At 72.4% G+C, this 16,003-nt stretch carries 14 protein-coding genes and 1 pseudogene; 11 read left to right on the top strand and 4 right to left on the bottom strand.

Going from position 1 to position 16,003, the window contains the following annotated elements:
• The first annotated feature begins 1 nt into the window (after position 1).
• Positions 2 to 1,273, top strand: coding sequence for a phenylacetate--CoA ligase family protein (locus K330_RS0114660; protein ID WP_156875831.1), 1,272 nt, complete (start codon positions 2 to 4; stop codon positions 1,271 to 1,273).
• 263 nt (positions 1,274 to 1,536) lie between these two features.
• Here K330_RS0114660 and K330_RS23750 read toward each other — a convergent pair.
• Both K330_RS23750 and K330_RS23745 read right to left on the bottom strand, forming a co-directional pair.
• Positions 1,537 to 1,761 (bottom strand): annotated as a pseudogene (locus tag K330_RS23750) (Uma2 family endonuclease); the annotation flags it as partial.
• Positions 1,762 to 1,774: 13 nt separating this feature from the next.
• Complete coding sequence (locus tag K330_RS23745) at positions 1,775 to 2,182, bottom strand: four-helix bundle copper-binding protein (protein WP_022922567.1); 408 nt, start codon at positions 2,180 to 2,182, stop codon at positions 1,775 to 1,777.
• A 137-nt stretch (positions 2,183 to 2,319) separates the two neighbouring features.
• Between K330_RS23745 and K330_RS0114645 the strand changes: the two genes are divergently transcribed.
• From K330_RS0114645 to K330_RS21565, 10 genes are all read left to right on the top strand, one after another.
• Positions 2,320 to 4,206 carry a penicillin-binding transpeptidase domain-containing protein gene (locus tag K330_RS0114645; RefSeq protein ID WP_022922566.1) on the top strand — a complete coding sequence of 629 codons (1,887 nt, stop codon included), beginning with the start codon at positions 2,320 to 2,322 and terminating at the stop codon, positions 4,204 to 4,206.
• 126 nt (positions 4,207 to 4,332) lie between these two features.
• Positions 4,333 to 4,764, top strand: a complete 432-nt coding sequence (locus tag K330_RS0114640) for a VanZ family protein (protein ID WP_022922565.1) — start codon at positions 4,333 to 4,335, stop codon at positions 4,762 to 4,764.
• Between the two features lie 287 nt (positions 4,765 to 5,051).
• A complete protein-coding gene (locus K330_RS0114635; RefSeq protein ID WP_022922564.1) occupies positions 5,052 to 6,104 on the top strand; it encodes a Gfo/Idh/MocA family protein in 1,053 nt (350 codons plus the stop codon).
• Positions 6,104 to 7,102 carry an SDR family NAD(P)-dependent oxidoreductase gene (locus tag K330_RS0114630; RefSeq protein ID WP_022922563.1) on the top strand — a complete coding sequence of 333 codons (999 nt, stop codon included), beginning with the start codon at positions 6,104 to 6,106 and terminating at the stop codon, positions 7,100 to 7,102. Before K330_RS0114635 ends, K330_RS0114630 begins: the two co-directional genes overlap by 1 nt.
• A 14-nt stretch (positions 7,103 to 7,116) precedes the next feature.
• Positions 7,117 to 8,235 carry a DegT/DnrJ/EryC1/StrS family aminotransferase gene (locus tag K330_RS0114625; protein WP_051145638.1) on the top strand — a complete coding sequence of 373 codons (1,119 nt, stop codon included), beginning with the start codon at positions 7,117 to 7,119 and terminating at the stop codon, positions 8,233 to 8,235.
• A gap of 1 nt (position 8,236) precedes the next feature.
• Positions 8,237 to 8,881 (top strand): NeuD/PglB/VioB family sugar acetyltransferase, encoded by a 645-nt coding sequence (locus K330_RS0114620; protein WP_022922561.1) that lies wholly within the window; start codon positions 8,237 to 8,239, stop codon positions 8,879 to 8,881.
• Positions 8,878 to 10,011, top strand: a complete 1,134-nt coding sequence (locus K330_RS0114615) for a DegT/DnrJ/EryC1/StrS family aminotransferase (protein ID WP_022922560.1) — start codon at positions 8,878 to 8,880, stop codon at positions 10,009 to 10,011. Before K330_RS0114620 ends, K330_RS0114615 begins: the two co-directional genes overlap by 4 nt.
• The gene (locus K330_RS21570; RefSeq protein ID WP_022922559.1) at positions 10,008 to 11,495 is read left to right on the top strand and encodes an oligosaccharide flippase family protein; all 1,488 of its coding nucleotides are present in this window, start codon (positions 10,008 to 10,010) and stop codon (positions 11,493 to 11,495) included. Before K330_RS0114615 ends, K330_RS21570 begins: the two co-directional genes overlap by 4 nt.
• Positions 11,492 to 12,751 (top strand): glycosyltransferase family 4 protein, encoded by a 1,260-nt coding sequence (locus tag K330_RS0114605; protein WP_029202707.1) that lies wholly within the window; start codon positions 11,492 to 11,494, stop codon positions 12,749 to 12,751. Before K330_RS21570 ends, K330_RS0114605 begins: the two co-directional genes overlap by 4 nt.
• Positions 12,748 to 13,914 (top strand): glycosyltransferase, encoded by a 1,167-nt coding sequence (locus K330_RS21565; protein ID WP_022922557.1) that lies wholly within the window; start codon positions 12,748 to 12,750, stop codon positions 13,912 to 13,914. The genes K330_RS0114605 and K330_RS21565 overlap by 4 nt, the downstream gene beginning before the upstream one ends.
• Here K330_RS21565 and K330_RS21560 read toward each other — a convergent pair.
• Together K330_RS21560 and K330_RS0114590 are read right to left on the bottom strand one after the other, a co-directional pair.
• Positions 13,869 to 15,119: an O-antigen ligase family protein gene (locus K330_RS21560; protein WP_022922556.1), complete on the bottom strand. Its 1,251-nt coding sequence runs from the start codon at positions 15,117 to 15,119 to the stop codon at positions 13,869 to 13,871. The genes K330_RS21565 and K330_RS21560 overlap by 46 nt on opposite strands.
• 59 nt (positions 15,120 to 15,178) lie before the next feature.
• On the bottom strand, positions 15,179 to 15,979 hold the full coding sequence (locus K330_RS0114590; protein ID WP_022922555.1) for a hypothetical protein: 801 nt from the start codon (positions 15,977 to 15,979) through the stop codon (positions 15,179 to 15,181).
• Positions 15,980 to 16,003: the final 24 nt, after the last annotated feature.

Below are 16,003 nucleotides of genomic sequence, written 5' to 3'. Positions count from 1 at the left end.
GATGGGATCGATGTCGATCGAGGCTGCCCTGAGGCAGCGCGAGGAGGGGCTCGCGCCGGCGCTCGCCGACGTGGTGGCGCAGGCGGCGCAGCGGGTCCCGGGCTTCGCGGCCCGGCTCGCCGACGCGGGCCTCACCGCCGAGCAGGTATGCGGTGAGCTCGCCGGTGGCGCCGACGGGCTCGCGCTGCTGCCGGTCCTGTCCAAGGACGACCTGGTCGAGCGGCAGCGGGTCGACCCGCCCACCGGCGGGCTGCTCGCCCCCGACGCCGACGTCGCGCGGTGGTTCCAGTCGCCGGGGCCGCTCTACGAGCCCCAGCTCGAGGGTGCCGACTGGCGCTGGGGTCAGGCCCTCGGCGACCTGGGCGTCGGAACGTCCGACGTGGTGCTCAACTGCTTCGGCTACCACCTGTCCCCGGCCGGCGCGATGCTCGAGCAGGGCGCCCGCTCGGTCGGTGCGGCGGTGCTGCCCGGCGGCATCGGCGCCCAGGACCTGCAGGTGCGCGCCGTCGCCGACCTGGGGGTCACGGCATACACCGGCCTGCCGTCCTACCTCAAGGCGCTGGTGGAGCGCTACGACGAGGCCGGTCTGCCGGCCGACCGGTGGCGGCTGGAGCGGGCGCTGGTGACGGCCGAGCCGCTGCCAGACTCGCTGCGCGCCGTGCTCACCGAGCGCGTGCCGCACGTGCGCATGGCCTACGGCACCGGCGAGACCGGGCTGCTGGCCTGGGAGCCTGCGGGCGAGGAGCCCGGCAACGGCCTCGTCCTGGCCGAGGGCGTGCACGTGCAGGTCTGCGAGATCGGCACCGGCGTGCCGGTCACCGACGACACCGAGGGCGAGGTGGTGGTGACGCTGCTGCGGCCCGACTACCCGCTCGTCCGCTTCGCCACCGGAGACCTGTCCGGCTGGATGCTCGGGGCGGACGGCTCGCTGCGGCTGCGCGGCGTGCTCGGCCGGGTCGGGCAGGCGGTCAAGGTGCGCGGCATGTTCCTGCACCCGCGCCAGGTGACCGCGGTGATGGAGGGCGTGCCGGGGGTGGCCGACTACCGGTTCGTCATCGACCGGGTGGACCACGTCGACCAGCTGCGGTGCGAGGTCGTGCCCACGGAGGGTCACGGACGCGGGGGCCACGCTGGTGGACAGTCGGGGGAGGAGCTGGCGACGACCGTGGCCGGCCGCGTGCGTGAGGGGTTGCGCTTCAGCACCCAGGTCGACCTCGTCGACACGCTCACCTCCGGCGACGGCCCCCTCGTGGACCTCCGCGACTGGAGCTGACCGGCCAGTCCTCCCGACCCCCGCCCCCTTCCTGACCGCCGCCCCCTTCCCGACCGACGACGTCGTGTGCGCGCCGTCTCCGCGACCGACGACATCGTGTGCACGCCATACGCCCGACCGGGGACGCGGCGCGGCCGGGCCCATCAGTCAGACAAGGATGTGCACCGAGGACAACGCGGATGACGGTGCATCCGGTGCACAACCTTGTCCGGTCGGGCGACCTGCGCCAGATGCATCCGCAGGCAAGGGTCTGCCCAGGTCGGTCAGTCCTGGTCAGCAGGCACCAGGTCGGCGACACGGAAGGCGACGTCCAGCGGTGCGGTCAGACGCACCTCCTGGTCACCTGCGACGCGCGTATGCAGCACGTACCGGTCGTCGACGAGGTGCCACGCGCGCAGGGACAGGTCGTCGGGGTCGACCACCCAGTAGTGCGGACACCGGGCACGCTCCAGGATCCCGAGCTTGGTCACGAGGTCACGACGACGTGTGCTGGGCGAGCGCTCAGCCCATCGAGGACAGCAGCGCCTCGCAGGCGGCCTCGCAGCGGCGGCAGGCGTCGGCGCAGACGCGGCAGTGCTCGTGCATGTCGGCGTGGTCGGCGCACTCGTCGCCGCAGGCCTTGCACGCGGTGCGGCACGCCTCGAGCATCGCCCGGACGGTCTCGGCGTTGGCACCGGTCTGGCGGGTCAGCACGGCGCCGGTGGCGGCACACACGTCGGCGCAGTCGAGGTTCGTGCGGATGCACTCGCGCAGGTCGGCGACCATGTCCTCGGCCAGGCAGGCGTCGGCGCACGCGGTGCAGGTCTGGGCGCACTCGAAGCAGGCGGCGATGCACTCGGCCAGCTTCTGCGTGTCGACCGAGCCCAGGTCGCCGGGGTAGGTCTCCAGCATCGAGGTCACGTGGGTCATGGCACGGCTCCTTCTCGTCAGACGGTGTCGGGTGTTCTCCGACGTTAGGCACGAGCCCCACCTCGTGCACGATGAGCCGACGCCCTCCGCGTGTGTCGGCTTGGCACCGGCCCTGACCTCCTGGTTCGCTGTCGTCCATGCGTGCCCTGACCCCTGCCGTCGGCCTGTCCCTGGTCGGAGCCCTCGCCCTGACGGCGTGCGAGCCCGCCGTCGAGGGTTCACCCCAGCAGGTGGCCGAGGCCATGGCGGTCGCCCTCGAGACGGGGCAGTTCGGCGCGGTGCCGCTTGTTGACGGCATACCCGCCGACGCGCAGGCCCAGCGGCAGGAGGCCTACGAGCGGCTGGGTGAGCTGCCGCTGGACGTCGAGGTCCTGGGCGTGACCGCCGACGAGGACGAGGGGCGGGCCGAGGCCGACCTGCGCCTGACCTGGGACATCCCCGGTGACGGTGACGAGCTGGTGCGGGAGGCGCCGCTGCGGATGCGGGTCGCCGAGGGGGAGTGGGCCGGCGCCTGGGAGCACGCGCTGCTCGGCGTGCCGGCCGGCCAGGTGCTGGCGCTCGAGGAGACCGCCCCGAGCCGCCGCGCCGACATCGTCGACCGCGACGGTGAGCCGCTGGCCACCACCCGCCCGGTCTGGCACTTCGGCATCGACAAGACCAGGGTGGAGGCGCCCGAGGCCGAGCAGTCCGCCCGCGCGCTCGCGCAGGCCGCCGGCCTGGACCCCGAGGGGTATGCCGCCTCCGTCGCCGCGGCGGGCCCGGAGGCGTTCGTCCGGCTCATCACCTACCGGCAGAGCGACGGCGACGGCCACCGGCTGGTCGAGTCGGTGGAGGGCATCCCCGGCGCCGCGGCCCTGGACGCCGAGCAGGTCCTCGGGCCGAGCCGCACCTTCGCCCAGCCGCTGCTCGGCACCGTCGGCGAGGTGACCGCCGAGATGGTGGAGGAGGACCCGGAGCGCTACGCACCGGGCGACGTCGTGGGGCTCTCCGGGCTGCAGGCGGCCTTCGAGGACCAGCTGCGCGGGCAGCCCTCGCTGCGGGTGGTCGCGCTCGACCCCGACACCGGGCGCGACGAGCTGCTGGTCGAGCACGCTGCCCCGCCGCCGGAGCCGCTGACCACGACCCTCGACGCCGACCTGCAGCAGCTGGCCGAGGACGTGCTCTCCGACGTCGAGCCGCCGAGCGCGCTCGTGGCGATCCGGCCCAGCAGCGGCGACGTGCTGGCCCTGGCCAACGGCCCCGGCTCGGAGGGGGTCAGCACCGCGCTCGCCGGTCAGTACCCGCCCGGCTCCACCTTCAAGCTCGCCTCCGCCCTCGTGCTCCTGCGGCAGGGCCTGACGCCGGAGTCGACGGTGCAGTGCGAGGAGACCCTCGTGGTCGACGGCTACGAGTTCAAGAACGTCACCGGCTATCCCGAGTTGGCCCTGGGCGAGATCCCGCTGAGCACCGCGATGGCCAACTCCTGCAACACCGCGCTGATCAACGAGCGGGACCGCATCCCCGTGGACGAGCTGGCCGCGGCCGCCCGCGACCTGGGCATGGGCGCGGTGTGGGAGATGCCGGTGACGGCCTTCAGCGGGAGCGTGCCCACCGAGGCCGGCTCGGAGACCGAGGCCGCCGCCAGCCTCATCGGGCAGGGCAGCGTCCTGGCGTCGCCCGCGGCGATGGCCGCGGTCGCGGCCTCCGTCGCCGAGGGCCGGCCCGTCGTGCCGCGCGTCGTGCTCGACCAGGAGGTGCCCGAGCCCGAGGGCACGCTGACGCCCGAGGAGGCGGAGGGGCTGCGCACGCTGATGCGTGCGGTCGTCACCGAGGGCGGCGGCTCGATGCTCGCCGACAACCCCGGTGAGCCGGTGCTGGCCAAGACCGGCACCGCGGAGTTCGGCACCGACGACCCTCCCCGCACGCACGTGTGGATGATCGCCCTCCAGGGCGACCTGGCGGTGGCGATCTTCGTCGAGGAGGGCGAGTTCGGCTCGACCACGGTCGGCCCGCTCATGGACGACTTCCTCACGCGCGCGTCCTAGGACGTCACTAGGGCGGATCCTTGCGCGGTTGAGCCGTAAGGCTGGTGGCGCCTGAGGCTGGTGCCGGTGGGGAGCCGGGGACTAGGTTGAGAGGCCGGGGCACTGACCGGACGCAGGGAGGCTGGGGTGCGCAGGGACCGACGTCGCTGGGCCGCGATTCTCGCGGGCTACCTCGTGATCCTCGCGGCCGTGGCCCTGTGGGCGACGGCCGTCGACGCCCCTGTGCGCGCGCCGCTCGACGACGGTCTGGCATGGCTGGCAGACCAGGGCGTCTCCGGGGTCCGTTACGGCCATGTGGAAGCGCTCGCCAACCTTGGCCTCTTCCTTCCCTTCGGCCTGCTGCTCGCCGGGGCGCTGCCCGACCGCGCATGGTGGCTGGCCGGGCTGGCCGGGCTGCTGCTGTCCGGAGCCATCGAAGTTGCGCAGATGGGACTGAGCGGGCGCACCTCCAGCCTGCGCGACGTCGTCTTCAACACCGCGGGTGCGCTGATCGGCGCCGCGCTGTTCCGCCTCGTGGCGTCCGCACGGAGGGCACAGCTGAGCGCCTCGCTCACCTGAGCCGGCCCAGCGCTGGGGTGGCCGGTTGGTTCAGTGTGTCCAGGGTCACAGGCGGGAAGGCGAAATGTCGGTCTCAGGGGGGCTGGTGCAGGACCGTTGCTCGCACTAATCTCGCAAGTGGGTGCTCGCCCGGGAAGCACGCGTGATCCTGCAGCAACAACGATGGGGTGCCGAGTCGTGACGCTCGGTTTCGGGGGATGACGCAGACGGGGCGACGCCCGCCGTGCCCTGATCCTTCGGGGCGCGTCGCACGGTATGGCAGGGAGGCCGTCGTGGTGTCTGCAGGGATGTTGAGAATTGCCGTGGTCGGGGCCGGCTACTGGGGCCCCAACCTCATCCGGAACTTCAGCGCGAGCCCGGACTGGGATCTTCGGGCGGTCGTCGACCTCGACGTCGCCCGCGCCGAGCGCGCCGTCGCGGCGGTGCCCGGGGTCAGGGTCACGAGCTCGCTCACGGAGCTGCTCGACGCGGGTGACGTGGACGCGGTCGCCATCGCGACGCCCGCGCACACCCACGAGGCGCTGGTGACCCAGGCACTCGAGGCGGGCGTGCACGTCGTCGTCGAGAAGCCCCTGGCCCACGACCCGGCCGCCGGCCGGCGGATGGTGCGGCTGGCCACGGAGCGCGGCCGGGTGCTGATGACCGACCACACCTACTGCTACACGCCGGCGGTCCGCAAGCTCCGAGAGCTGGTCCAGACCGGGCAGCTCGGCGACATCCTCTTCGTCGATTCCGTGCGCATCAATCTGGGCCTCGTCCAGCCCGACGTCGACGTCTTCTGGGACCTGGCACCGCACGACCTGTCGATCCTCGACTTCATCTTGCCCGGCGGCCTCGAGCCGACCGGGGTCGCCGCCCACGGCGCGGACCCGCTGCGTGCGGGCAAGGCGTGCGTCGGCTACCTGAGCATGCCGCTGGCGACCGGCGGGATGGTCAACGTCCACGTCAACTGGCTCAGCCCCACGAAGATCCGCCAGATGGTGGTGGCCGGCACGCGCCGCACCGTCGTCTGGGACGACCTCAACCCCCAGCAGCGTCTCAGCGTCTACGACCGGGGGGTCGACCTGGTGCAGCAGGCCGAGGACGCCGAGGACCGGCGCGCCGCGATGATCTCCTACCGCCTCGGCGACATGTGGGCTCCCGCCCTGCCCGAGGTCGAGCCCCTGCGGCAGATGGTGGCCGAGTTTGCCGCCTCCATCCGCGAGGGCCGACCCAGCGTGACCGGCGGTGACTCCGGTCTGCGGGTGCTGAGGGTGCTCGACGCGGCGCGCGAGAGTCTGGCCCAGGGCGGCGCGCTGGTCCCCTTCGCCGCCGAGACGCCCGCGATGGTGGTCGCGTGATGAGCCAGGTCCAGGGTGCGTCCGCCCTCGTCACCGGAGGGGCCGGCACCATCGGCTCCACGCTGGTCGACCAGCTCGTGGGGGCAGGAGCCTCGCGCGTGCTGGTCCTCGACAACCTGGTGCGCGGTCGGCGGGAGAACCTCGAGGAGGCGATGGTGAGCGGGCGGGTCGAGCTGGTCGAGGGCGACATCCGGGACCGCGACCTGGTGCACGACCTCGTCCGCGGGACCGACCTGGTCTTCCACCAGGCGGCGATCCGCATCACGATGTGCGCCGAGCAGCCGCGGCTGGCGCTCGAGGTCCTCGTCGACGGCACCTTCAACGTCGTGGAGGCGGCCGCCGAGCACAAGGTCGGCAAGTTCGTCGGCGCCTCGAGCGCGTCGGTCTACGGGCTGGCGGAGACCTTCCCCACCGGGGAGTACCACCACCCCTACGACAACGACACCATCTATGGCGCGGCCAAGACCTTCAACGAAGGTCTCGCGCACAGCTTCCGGGCCATGCAGGGGCTCGACTACATCATGCTGCGCTACTTCAACGTCTACGGGCCGCGGATGGACATCTACGGCCTCTACACCGAGGTGCTGGTCCGCTGGATGGAGCGCATCGCCGACGGCAAGCCGCCCCTGATCTTCGGCGACGGCCGCCAGACGATGGATTTCGTCTACGTGCCCGACATCGCGAGGGCCAACGTGCTTGCCGCCGGCAGCGACGTGACCTCGGGCGTCTACAACATCGCCAGCGGCACCGAGACGTCCCTGCTCCAGCTGGCCCAGGCGCTGCTGCGTGCGATGGGCTCCGACCTCGGCGTGGAGCACGGCCCCGACCGCCCGGTCAACGGGGTGACCCGACGGCTCGGCGACATCTCGGCCGCGAGGCGGGACCTGGGCTTCGAGGCGACAACCACCCTGGAGGACGGGTTGCGACAGCTCGTCGACTGGTGGAGACCCCGGCGTGAGTCGATCGCCGCCGGCGCGCCGGCAGTGAGCGTCCCGTGACCCGGATCAACGTCATGCAGCCCTGGCTGGGCGAGGAGGAGGTCCTGGCCGTCGGGGAGGTCATCCGGTCGGGCTGGGTCGCCCAGGGGCCCCGGGTGGCGGAGTTCGAGCGCTCCTTCGCGCAGCGCCAGGACGTCGGGTATGCGGTCGCGACCTCGAGTTGCACGACCGCCCTCCACCTGGCACTGGTCGTGGCGGGGGTGGGGGCCGGCGACGACGTGGTGGTGCCGTCGTTCTCCTTCATCGCCACGGCCAACGCCCCCACCTACGTGGGGGCCCGGCCGGTCTTCGCCGACGTCGACGCGGAGACGGGCAACCTCACGCCGGAGACTCTCGAGGCCGCGCTGACCGAGCGGACCCGGGCCGTCATCGCGGTGGACCAGGGCGGCGTCCCGGTCGACCTCGACGCCCTGCGCGCCGTCTGCGACCCGCGCGGGATCGTGATCGTCGAGGACGCGGCTTGTGCGATCGGCTCGGCCTACCGCGACCGACCCGTCGGTGCGCGCGCCGACGTCAGCGCGTGGTCCTTCCACCCGCGCAAGCTCCTCACCACCGGCGAGGGCGGCATGCTGACCACGCCTCACGAGGAGTGGGCGGCGCGCGCCCGGCAGCTGCGCGAGCATTCTATGAGCGTCTCTGCAGCAGCACGCCATACCCAGGTCCTGGCCCCGGCCGAGAAGTACCTCGAGGTCGGCTTCAACTACCGGATGACCGACCTGCAGGCGGCGGTCGGCCTGGTCCAGCTCGACCGCCTCGACCAGATCGTCAAGCGGCGGCGCGAGCTCGCGACGGCCTACCAGGCAGCCATCGCCGGCCTGACCGGCCTGCGTCCGGTCAGCGACCCGGCCTGGGGCACGACCAACTACCAGTCCTTCTGGGTGGAGGTCCTGCCCGGTTACCCGCTCGACCGTGACGGACTGCTGGTGCGGCTTGCGGAGGCTGACGTCTCGGGCCGCCGCGGCATCATGGCGGCCCACCGCCAGCCGGCCTACGCCGGCCGCGACACCGGGACCGCGGACCTGTCGGTCACCGAGCGGCTCACCGACCGGACGCTGATCCTGCCGCTCTTCCACCACATGACCGACGACGAGCTCGACCGCGTCGTCGCCGTGCTGCGCCGTTCGGGGCGCTGAGATGGACGACCTGCTCCTCGTGGCGGCCAGCGGGCTGGCGCGCGAGGCGCTCGCGGTGGTGCGGGCCCTCGGCCAGCACCGTGTCGTGGGGGTCCTCGACGACGACACGCGCCGGCACGGGGCCCGGCTGGACGGTGTCCCCGTGCTGGGCGGCCTGGACCAGGCGCGTCGGCACCCTGAGGCGCAGCTGCTGCTGTGCGCCGGAAGCGGGGCGTCACGGAGCTCGCTCGCCGCTCGCCTCTCCGTCGAGGTCGAGCGATACGCGACGGCCGTCGCGGGCACCGCCGACCTCGCGGTGGGCACGGACGTGGGGCACGGCACGATCATCCTGGGCGGAGTGATCGCCACAGCCTCGGTCAGGGTCGGTGCGCACGTCGTGCTGATGCCCAACGTCGTCCTCACCCATGACGTCGTCGTCGCCGACTTCGCCACCCTGGCCGCCGGCGTGACCCTGGGCGGGCACGTCCAGGTGGGAGAGGCCGCATACCTGGGCATGGCCGCGTCCGTGCGCCAGCACGTGCGGGTGGGGCCCGGCGCGACGCTCGGCATGGGCGCGGTCCTGCTGGAAGACCTGCCCGCACACCAGACCTGGGCCGGGGTCCCGGCCCGGTCCCTCCCCTGCACACCCACGGAGGCAACCGCATGACCGTCCCCTTCGTCGACCTGGCCGCGCAGAGTGCGGAGATCATGGATGAGGTCGGCCCGGCCGGGCTCGACCTCCTGGCGCGCGGCGCCTTCATCGGGGGGCCGCCGGTGCGGCAGTTCGAGGAGGCGTATGCCGAGTATGCGGGCGTCGCCCACTGCGTCGGGGTCGGCAACGGCACCGACGCACTCACGCTCGCCCTGCGCGCGGCCGGGGTGAGAGCGGGCGACGAGGTCATCCTGCCCGCCAACACCTTCATCGCCACGGCAGAGGCGATCAGCCAGGTCGGGGCAGTCCCGGTGCCCGTCGACGTCGACGTCGACCACCTCCTCATCGACCCGAACGCCGTGGCGGCCGCTGTCACCGAACGGACCAGGGCGATCATGCCGGTCCATCTCTTCGGTCAGACGGCGCCGGTGCCCGACCTGGTGCCGATCGCCGAGGCTGCGGGGGCCGTGATCATCGAGGATGCGGCACAGTCGCAGGGGGCCAGCCGCGGCGGGCGACGAGCCGGCACCTGGGGTCTGGCTGCCGGCACCAGCTTCTACCCGGGCAAGAACCTGGGGGCTGCCGGTGACGCCGGAGCGGTCCTGACGGACGACCCGGAGGTCGCTGACCGGGTGCGCGTCCTGGCCGACCACGGCAGCCCGCGCAAGTATGTCCACGAGGTCGTCGGGACCAACTCCCGCCTGGACGCCCTCCAGGCGATCGTGCTGCGCGCCAAGCTGCGCCGGCTCGAGGGGTGGAACGAGGCGCGTCGTCGCGCCGCGGGCCGGTACGACGAGCTGCTCGCGGACGTCGAGGGCGTGCGGGTGCCGCAGCGGCACCCGGACAACGTCGACGTCTGGCACCTGTACGTGGTCCAGGTGGACGACCGCGACCGGGTGCTGACGGGCCTCCAGGAGCGGGGCATCGGGGCCGGTGTCCACTACCCCACGCCGGTGCATCTCACCCCTGCCTTTCAACACCTGGGCCTGCCGCCGGGCACGTGCCCGGTGGCCGAAGCCGCCGCCGGGCGCATCCTGTCGCTGCCGATGTTCCCCCACCTCACCGCCGACCAACAGGTGGTGGTGGTCGAGGCTCTCACCGCCGCCCTGGACGGGGGGCGCGTCGTGGAGGCAGCAGCACCGTGACCCGCCGCCGCCGTGCCAACTCGCCCGAGGTCGAGGTCACCCTCGCTCGGCAGGCCGGCGGCGCGCTCGGCTGGAGCCTGCTCAACACGGCGGCCTCCAAGGTCGGCACCCTGGTCATCGGCATCGCCCTCGCACGCATCCTGGGCCCGGAGGAGTTCGGCACATTCGCCGTGGCGATGGTCGCGCTGCTCGCCGTCCTCAGCTTCAACGAGCTCGGCGTGAGCCTGGCCATCGTCCGGTGGAAGCGCGACCCCGCCTCGATCATCCCCACGGTGGCGACGATCTCCGTCGTCACCAGCCTGGCCCTCTTCGCCGCGTGCTGGGCGGCGACCCCGGCCTACACGGCGGCCATGGGCAGCCCCCAGTCCACGCCCGTGGTGCGCGTCCTGCTGATCGCCATCCTGGTCAACGGGGTGAGCGCAGCACCGGCAGCACTGCTCCAGCGTGAGTTCCGCCAGCGGGAGAGGATGATCTCCGACCAGTCGAACGCCTGGCTGGGGGCGGGCGTGTCGATCATGCTCGCGCTGTCGGGCATGGGAGCCATGAGCCTGGCCCTCGGCCGTCTGGCGGGCAGCGTGGTGGGGGCGCTCCTCTTCCTGCGCTACGTCCCCTCGGCCTTCCGGCTCGGGCTGGACCGCTCGCAGGTCAGGCCGTTGCTGCGGTTCGGGCTGCCGTTGGCCGGTGCCAGCATCATCGTCTTCGCCTCGAGCTATGCCGACCAGCTGATCGCCGGCATGGTGCTCGGGCCGACGCAGCTCGCCTTCTACGTCCTCGCCTTCAACCTGGCCTCGTGGCCGATCGCGGTGCTCTCCCAGCCGCTGCGCTCGGTGGCGCCGGCGGCTTTCGCGCGGATGCAGTCGGACCCCGTGCTCATGGCGCGCAACCTCGTCTGGGTCGTCGGACTCCTGGCCGCAGTCTCCTTCCCGGTGTGCTTCGTGCTGGCCGGGGCTGCACCGGCTGTGACGCGAGTCGTCTACGGCGTGCAGTGGGAGCCTGCCGGGGTGCCGCTCGCCGCGCTGGGGGTGCTGGCGGCGGTGCGGATCGTGCTGGAGCTCAGCTACGACTACCTCGTCGTGCTGCGGAGGACCGGCGCGATCCTCCTGATCCAGCTGGCGTGGCTGGCGGCTCTGGTCCCGACGGTGCTCCTCGGAGCGAACCGGTGGGGGATCGGCGGGGTGGCGGTCGGCCAGGTGGTCGTCGCGGCCGCCATCGTCCTGCCCCTGTACCTGTGGCGGCTCTCCGCTGCTGGTGTAGCCGCCAGCCGGTTCGTCGGCAGGCTCGTCCTCCCGACGGGGGTGGGCCTGGCCCTGTACGCGGTGTCGCTGGTCCTCGTGGAACGGCTCAGGTCGGACCTGCTCGCCATCGCCCTGTCCGCGGTCGTCGGCCTGGTCGCCATCCTCGCGATGCTCGCCCGCGAGCCCGCCGCGCTGTCTGCCGTGACGGGGCGGTTCCGGCGCCGGCCGGCGCAGGTGGGTGCGTCGTGAAGATCCTGGTCTACCCGCACGACCTCGCCATCGGCGGCAGCCAGATCAACGCGATCGAGCTCGCGCGCGGGGTCGCCGACCTTGGGCACGACGTCACGGTCTACGGCTACCCCGGGCCGCTGGTGGAGAAGATCACCAGGCTGGGACTCGACTTCGTCGCATCCCCTCGACCCAGGAGGCGTCCGTCCCCGACCGTGATGGCGTCCTTGGCGGCCGTCGTGCGCTCACGCGAGATCGACGTGCTGCACGGCTACGAGTGGCCGCCGATCCTCGAGTCGTGGCTCGTCGCGCGCCGGACCGGGCGCCTGGCGGTCGGCACGGTCATGTCGATGGCCGTGGCGGACTTCATCCCCCGTTCTCTCCCCCTGCTCGTGGGGACCGAGCAGATCGCGGACGCGGAGCGCAGAAGCGGACGGACCGCGGTCGGGGTGCTGGAGCCGCCGGTCGACCTCGCCGCCAACAACCCGGACCTGGGGCTCGACACCGAGGCCTTCCGGAGGCAGCACGGCATACGCGCAGACGAGGTCTTGGTCGTCGTGGTCTCGCGGCTCGCGACGGAGATGAAGCGGGAGGGCCTCCTGGTCGCGGCACGGGTCGTGGGGGAGCTGGACGCCAGCCATCCGGTCCGCTTGTTGGTGGTCGGCGACGGCCCGGCACGTGCCGAGCTGGAGTCCGTCGTCGCGAACCTCCCTCCGAGGGCCGGTGGACCTGCGGTGCAGCTCGTCGGCGAGCTCTCCGACCCGAGGGTCGCCTATGCGGCGGCGGACGTGGCTCTCGGCATGGGCAGCTCGGCCCTGCGCGCCATGGCGTTCGGCAAGCCTCTGGTGGTGCAGGGCGAGAGCGGCTTCTGGCGGACGCTTCGGCCCGAGAACCTGGGTGACTTCGCGTGGACCGGATGGTACGGCGTGGGGGACGGGGCAGGTACCGGGACGATGCGGCTGCGGGCCGAGCTCGAGCCGCTCGTGCGCAGTGCCCGCGTACGCAAGGAGCTGGGTGCGTTCGCCCTGGAGACGGTGCGGGCTCGCTACTCCTTGCAGGCCGCCGCCCGACGGCAGGCCGATCACTACGAGGCCGCGCGCGCGGCCGGGCCCCGCACCACGGTCGACCCCTTGTCGCTGTCGCGCAGCGGTCTGGCCTTCACCAGGTACACCGTGGACCGGGCCCGCCAGCGTCTGAGTGGCAGGGTGCGTCTTGACGACTTCAACGCCCGGCCGGTGGCCGCGCAGCGTTCGACGTCGGGCGGGAGGAGGGCATGACGGGCGACCCCGGCAGCGGGGTGGTGTACCTCGGGGGCACCGACTGGGCGCACGTGGCGGCCACAGATCGCCACCTCACCCTCGCCCTGGCTGACCTTCTCGGACCCAGCCTCTACGTCGATCCCGTCGTCTCCGTGTCCGGAACCCTGCGACGACGGCTCGCCGGGGAGGAAACCGTGCCCATGGGGCTCAGCACGGTGGCCCCGCGTGTGACCCGGCTCCGGACCCTCGGGCCACCGTTCCTCACCCGCAGGGGAGTCTTCCCGTTGACGCGTGCCCTGCAGGCAGCAGCCGTGCGACATGCGGTCGCACGCTGCGGCATCCGGCCGGTCGCGGTCGTCCTCGCGACTCCGTGGAACTCGTTCGTGCCGGGCCTCCCGGGGCACAGGGTGCTGTACCTGACCGACGACTGGGAAGCGGGCGCGGTTCTCACGGGCAAGACCGGGGAAGGCGTGAGGGGGCAGCTCGGGCGTGAGCTGGCGCGTGCCGACCTTGCCTGCGCCGTGACGCCGGTTCTCGTCGACAAGCTGAGTCGACTGGACCCCGACAGGCCCGTCGAGCTCGTGCCCAACGGGTGTGCCCTCCCGGCACGAGACATGTCGGCGCAACGGCCGGGAGACCTGCCCGCCGGGCCGCTGGTCGGTCTGGTGGGCCAGGTGAACGAGCGCCTGGATCTCGATGTGCTCCATGCCATCGTCGACAGCGGCATGTCGCTGGTCGTCATCGGTCCGCTGACCTGCAGCTCCCCGGCGATCACGCGCCGCTTCCAGGCACTGTTCGCCCGCCAGCGGGTGACCTGGCTGGGCCGGAAGGCGCCCGAGGAGCTCTCCCGATACCTTCCGCACCTGACCGTGGGTGTGACGCCGTACCGCATCGACGACTTCAACCGGGCGAGCTTTCCCCTCAAGACCCTGGAGTACTTGGCGTACGGGCTGCCTGTCGTCGCCTCCGACCTCCCCGCGGCGCAGTGGCTGGGCAGTGAGCTCGTGGACATCGCGACCACCAGCGAGGACTTCGTCGCGCTGGTGGCGCGTCGGTACGCTGAACCTCCGGACCCGGCCACCGCGGACCTGCGACGACGTCTGGCTGGGGCCCACACCTGGCAGCACCGAGCGGCTCAGCTGGTCGAAGCGTTGACCTCGCGCTCCCCGAGCCGGGCGTAGGCACCGGAGAGCCCGAGGATCAGGAACAGCGTCCCTGCCGCCATGGGAAAGGACAGGCCGTCGAAGAACGCCATGATGACGGCGCACCCGACGACGGCGGCCGCGAAGGCCTGGCCGAGGTCACGCTGGAAGGGATCGGTGTGCCGACGGCGTGCCCGTACGGCGACGAGGACCCCGCCGGTCAGCAGCGCGAAGAACGCCGCGACGCCCAGCACGCCGCTCTCGACCAGGAGGAGCAGCCACTGGTTGTCCAGGATGTAGTACTGGGGGACGAAGGTGCCGAGGCCTCGCCCGAGGAGTGGGTTCTGCTCCGTCACCCAGAGGGCAACGCCGTAGGCGCCGATCCGGGAGACCGTCGAGTCGTCGGTACCGATGCCGGCGAAGAGCTCCAGCACCGCGCTCGCCATGCCCGGGACCAGCACGTAGATGCCGGTCAGCATCGCGAGCCCGAGCAGTCCCACGGCCAGCCGGGTGCGCAGCCCCCACCCCAGGGTCAGGATGATGACCGTGGCCGCCAGGCCGACGAGCGCCGACCGGGACAAGCTGAGCGAGATGGCCCCCACGATGGCCACCACCGGCCAGAAGCGGGCCACGTAGCCACGCCCGCGGTCGTGCAACGCGAGAACGGCTGCGAAGGGCAGCGTCATCGTGGTCACGACGCCGAACTCCAACGGGTGCACGGCCGTCGCCATAGGTCGGGTGAACCCAGAGCGGTCGATCACGGCGACGGAGGAGTCTGTGACGAGTCCGGGGACGGTCACCCAGTCGACGAGGGGGCGGTCGAGGGCGAACTGGACCAGGCCCAGCACCGACAGAAGGGCTCCGGCGCGGACGAGCCGTCGGGCGACGGTCACGAGCCGCGCGCTGCTCGTGACGCCGTCGTAGGCCACCAGCAGCAGACCGGCCCACGCCACGGCCCGGATGAGACCCATGTCTGCGGTGTTGCCCTCCAGGGGCGGCTGCCCGTGGAGCATGCCGTTGACGTAGGACAGGCCCAGGGCCAGCATGAACGCCACGAGCAGCGCCGGGAGGAGTCGCACACTGCGCAGCACCGGGGTGCGCGCCCGGACATGCTCAGACGCCCACCACATGAGGAACACGATGCCCAGCAGCATGGCGGGGGAGCCGGCAGACCCCAGACCGGCCACGCGCAGGCTGGAGGGAACGGCACAGAGCAGGATCAGGTAGAGCGTGAGAGCCCCCACCGCATCGGCGCGCTCCCCGGCGAAGGGTCGGACTCTGGCTGTGGTCCGTCCTGCCGCTGTCACACCCGTGTCCCGCTCCTCGCACCCGGACTGCTGCTCGTCCCGGCGGGACCGTCATCGGCCGTCGACGCGGCCGGTGGCGCAACCTGTGGCTCGGGCTCGTCCGGACTGTTCTGAGGACGTGGCGTCGTCGGCGGCGTCTCAGTCACGGGTCCTGGGCTGTGCGTCTGCGACGGGTTGTCCGGAACGCCGTGCCGTGGCTCCGCGCGGCCGCGCCTGCCGTCGAGCCAGGCCGCGACGAAGAGCGTGAGGACGCCGATGGCGCCGAGCACCACGACGAGCATGCGGATCATGCCGGAGCGGTTGACGGAGGCCTCCTGGTCCTGCGCCAGGATCAACGAGGTGAACCGCGCGTCCGCCGGGACGTCTCGGCTCGCCTGGACGTCCTCGAGCGTCGTCGGAATCAGGTCCAGGAGGCCCTGGAGCGTGCCGAGCGCCTCTGACTCTGTCGTGGACGACGTAGAGGCGACGAGGATCGGCCCCGCCGTGGTCGGGTCCGGCCCGATCTCGTACGTCGTCCCGTCGGCGCGTCCCGTGAGGAGCGGATCGCCGATCTCGTCGGAGGCGAGCACACGCACGAGCACGTCACGCAGGGCGGTGCCACCGCCGAGGTAGAGGAAGGGGTTGCTGTTCTCGGGGATGACAGCCTCCCCCGGCACAAGCACGACGCTGGCCTGCGCCTCGAACTCCGGCCCGGTCTGGGTCATGACGTAGTAGGTGGCCCCGGCCGCCGCCAGCAGGCCGACGAGAAGGACGTACCACGCGCGCCGCAGACTGGCCAGGATGTCACGCGGATCCATCAGCCCTCCTACGGTGACGCCTTG

This window comes from Ornithinimicrobium pekingense DSM 21552 (assembly GCF_000421185.1).
GTDB classification, from domain to species: domain Bacteria; phylum Actinomycetota; class Actinomycetes; order Actinomycetales; family Dermatophilaceae; genus Ornithinicoccus; species Ornithinicoccus pekingensis.
This window is presented reverse-complemented; position numbering and strand designations above follow the sequence as displayed.